At 52.0% G+C, this 3,882-nt stretch carries 4 protein-coding genes and 1 pseudogene; all 5 read right to left on the bottom strand.

Going from position 1 to position 3,882, the window contains the following annotated elements; genetic code table 11:
* Positions 1-40: 40 nt before the first annotated feature.
* The 5 genes and pseudogenes from CWI66_RS17225 to CWI66_RS17205 all read right to left on the bottom strand — a co-directional run bounded on the left by CWI66_RS17225 (position 41) and on the right by CWI66_RS17205 (position 3,686).
* Positions 41-895 carry a DUF3037 domain-containing protein gene (locus CWI66_RS17225; protein WP_100732352.1) on the bottom strand — a complete coding sequence of 285 codons (855 nt, stop codon included), beginning with the start codon at positions 893-895 and terminating at the stop codon, positions 41-43.
* A complete protein-coding gene (locus CWI66_RS17220) occupies positions 892-1,641 on the bottom strand; it encodes a HipA family kinase (protein ID WP_016916274.1) in 750 nt (249 codons plus the stop codon). Before CWI66_RS17220 ends, CWI66_RS17225 begins: the two co-directional genes overlap by 4 nt.
* Before the next feature lie 363 nt (positions 1,642-2,004).
* Positions 2,005-2,163 (bottom strand): annotated as a pseudogene (locus CWI66_RS18485) (FAD-dependent oxidoreductase); the annotation flags it as partial.
* Positions 2,164-2,178: 15 nt separating this feature from the next.
* Positions 2,179-3,258: a YkvI family membrane protein gene (locus CWI66_RS17210; protein ID WP_100732351.1), complete on the bottom strand. Its 1,080-nt coding sequence runs from the start codon at positions 3,256-3,258 to the stop codon at positions 2,179-2,181.
* A gap of 50 nt (positions 3,259-3,308) precedes the next feature.
* Complete coding sequence (locus CWI66_RS17205) at positions 3,309-3,686, bottom strand: RidA family protein (protein WP_038483437.1); 378 nt, start codon at positions 3,684-3,686, stop codon at positions 3,309-3,311.
* Positions 3,687-3,882 lie beyond the last annotated feature (196 nt).

Genomic DNA, 3,882 nt, shown 5'->3' with positions numbered 1-3,882 from the left:
CAGGGTCGTCCTGACGGACGACGCGCTATCCCTCCCCGCACTAGAAGTGCGGGGTTTCTCGCGCAAAGACTGATGAAAATGGGGTTGAAACGGCCTTGAGAATGATGTGCTGCCCCAGTTGCTCTGGCAGTACCCGAGCTGAGTAGTCGCCCTCTATTTCTTGACAGATCTCTCGATATGCGTGCAATTTAGGACCTTTTTGTACCTTCGGAGCCTGACTAATAAACACCATATCGTCAGGGTTATGGCCAGAAGCTTTAAGGCGGCGTAAATGCGCTAGCCACTTATCGCCCTTCTCAATAATTTTGCTGGCATCATCCAAATCAAAGCTGATGGGTTTAATGGCCTGCCGTATGTGCGCGCCTTCCTGCCAGACAAACGGCAACTTTACACGCACGATATCGTTTCCTAGCGTTTGCTCTGTGTAATGACGGTTCAACGATTTTAGCCATTGCGTGACATCTTTGGTGAGCTGCTCTTCTGGTGATGCTACGTGCTTAAAATCATGATGAACATAGCGGTTGAATAGTTCATCTAGCGCTGCTTGTGGATCCTTTGCGGCTAGCGTGCCAGGCCTGCTAAAGCGAAACATGGCTTCACGAGGCTCTATCAAATCTTTGAAAATGCGCAGCTGCACCTCAGGTTGGGCTTGGTGTTGATTGGCTAGATCAACCGTCCTTTTGAGCTCTGTGACGAAATGTTGGCGTGCCTGAGTAAACACTTTCGCTGGCAGTTTATCGAAAAATTGTGTGATGCGTTTTCGAGCAACGGTTTCAACGCGTTGCAGGAACACACCGTTATTGCAGAGCATGATGACTCCCAGGTTCGCGAACTCGCCCGTGTCCAGGTAGGGTTGAAAGCGCAGCACTGCATAATTACAAATAATGGCGCTCATATCAGGCTCCAAAAGGAAGGGTCGCGTAACCGTGCTAATAGATTGAAGCGCTCTGCCAGTGAGGGATATATCTCTGAGGTGGCATCGTCTATGTCGTAATAGATCCACTCTAGAGGAATCGAATCAATGATCATATCCCAATCGTTCAGGGCCGCGTCAAGCACCGCCTCGTGGCGTGCCCGCACCTCCAGGTCCGCAAAACAGGCACGCTGATGGCTAAATACATGATTTTCAAAATCGCCGTTAGCGTCGATAGGATCGAAAGCTAGATTATGATCAATCACCACCAAACCGCTCATTGAGCTCCATAGCAGGTTGACGTTGCCACCTTGAGCGCTCAGGCGACGATCCTCATTGTTAACCCACATATCGAATAGCAAAAGCCGCTGCTGTGTCACTTCATCGACTTCTGAGATTTGTGAAAAAAGCAGATCCTGACTATGCGAAGCGACCTTGGAGGCAAATGCCAGCCCACCCTTCAGGTCGTCGGCGCGAGGTTCCATGGAAAAATCTAGCATGCCTGCCGGAAATCGCATCAAAGCGTACTCAGCGATGGGTAATTCACACCGCCGTGCCAATTCAGCGCAAATAAGCTCAGCGACCAATGACGGCTGGCCAACGCCATTGATGCCTTTGACCACGTACTGTTCATCCATGACATCACGCACAATAAATGGCTGCGTGCGGCCTTGAGTTGATTGGCGCAGAATTTCCTTGGCTTCTACGATGCGGGGCTTTTCCATCATCACCTCACCAGCCGCCAGTGTTCGTTTTCTTGCTGTGCCTGGCCGAGTGTATCGCGTAGCACGCGACTCGGGTGGCAAGGACTCTGGGCCAAGCGGTTTTAATCTTGGGGGCTGTTGGAATGCTTACCTCAGCTCCAGTGCTTTGCAGCTTGATTTGGGCACGAGAGGTTTCCACAGGATTGAAGGTGAATTTTCAATAATACAAGTAGATGCCACCTATGGCCCACTGGGTTTCACCGCGTTAATTGAGAAATAAATCTAACAATGCGCTGCAAAGGACGTTTGACCCGTTGCCGATTTTTGCTGCCGCAAAAAACGTCACCGCGTCAAACGCCTCTGAGCTTAGGCGTAGGAGCAAGAAAAGACGACTTCTCGTTGAATCAGCCCGGCATTGCCAGAGGAGGTCTCGCACCCAGGTGCTTTGCGATCCCCCAATGTGACCTTATGGCCTCTCTGCTGTAGGTGCTAGGCAACGGATACTCCGACCATGCCAGCACCCAGAATCAGAATCTCACGTGCCATAAATCCATTAACTTCTTATTGGGCTCGTGCAGTTTGTGCCTTGTGGCTGTGCTTCATGCGTTGGCGCACCCAGGCAACGGTTATTGCGGTAATCAGGATGAACCCGATATAGCCGAACACGGGATACACCATGCCGACCAGACTGACAAATCCAAACATGCTGCAGGCATAGGCAATGATGCCCGCTATTAAGGATCCAACGCGGAAAGACGTGGTATCGGCCTGCAAAAATCGGGATGAAAAAGAGTAGAGGCAGCCCACTGCGGTATTGAAAATCATCAGCAGAATGACGATCGACACCAGCGAGGAAAGCGCAGGGGAAACCTCTAGTGCTAAAGCCAGCATCGGCATAGGCGTATCAACCAGACTGTCCAGGCGCGACAGCATGGCTAGACTGATCGTCATCATCAGCGCACCCAGGGTAATGCCGCCAAGAATACCGCCCCAGGTTGCTTTGCGGCGGTCTTTTGCAGCACCGCTGGAGATGGCAAGAATCGCGACGCAGCCGAAGATGTTATACGAAACGTACAGCATGGCGCCCAGTGCCCAATGGCTGGTGGCTGCGTTTTGGTCGAGTGCCAACTGGTTCAGTGTCGTCAGGTCGGTTTCTCGGGTTGCCAGTGCGTAGATCGCGATGCCGAGTGCCACCAGAATCAGCAGAGGAGTGATGCTGCTGATCAGCGTGAGCACTTTTTTCAGTTTGAGACAGGTGGCTGCAATTACCAGCAGAGTCACCAGCGCGCTGCCCCAGGCTACAGGCAGGCCCAGCTTTTGTTCCAGCAGTGCGCCGGCACCGGCCAGCATCACTACGGCGATGGCAAGCATGAAAAATGTCATCAGCAAATCGATGGGTTTGCTAAGCCAGGGGCCACAGATAGCCCGTACAACTTCCTTGTGAGAAGTCGCTTGAAGCTCGCTACCCAGATTCGCCAGAGTCATGCCCAGGAAGATAAAAGCGGCAGTACTCAGCGCGACACCTGCCAGCCCCCAAACGCCGAAGCTAACAAAGAATTGAAGCAGCTCCTGGCCTGAAGCAAAGCCTGCTCCAACCAGAAATCCGACAAAAGCGCCCGCGATTTTCAATACATCTTTCATGGTGCCAAATCCTCAGTTTCTTATTTATGTGTGCCAGTTAGCTGGCTGAATCAGGCTTCACCGACCCAGGCTTGCACTTCTACTTCGACATCAACGCCCAGTGCTAGGCCTGCTGTCACGGTGGAGCGAACCGGCAGACCTGCTTCGAAATAGCGTTTGTAGACTTCGTTGAAGCCCGCAAAGTGCTTCATGTCCGACAGCCAGACGGTCGCTTTAACGACCTGCGCAAAACTTGCACCACAGTGTTCAAGGGACTCGCCGATACGGGTCATGACCGCTTCGGTTTGCTCTTCGATACTGCCTTTGACGACTTCGCCTTCAGCAGTCATGGGAATCTGGCCTGAAAGCATCAGGAAACCTCCCACGCGAACGGCACGGGAGAATGGGAAGGGCAAATCGCTGGGGATACGTTCGATTGAATTGGACATGGAGTTATATCTCGTTGATGGCTATTGAGTGGCCGAGCCGCACGCGCAGCACGATAGAATCACAATTTCTCTTAAATGATAATTCTCGTAAAAGGGAATATCAAATGTGAGAACCTTAAGGAACCGCTGATCAATTCGTCTCTGAGCGGCTAAAGCACTCAGGGCGGCATATTCACCGCGTCAACGGTCACTTTCT

The sequence above is a fragment of the Halomonas sp. 141 genome (genome assembly GCF_002810305.1).
In the GTDB taxonomy this organism is placed as follows: domain Bacteria; phylum Pseudomonadota; class Gammaproteobacteria; order Pseudomonadales; family Halomonadaceae; genus Vreelandella; species Vreelandella stevensii.
This window is presented reverse-complemented; position numbering and strand designations above follow the sequence as displayed.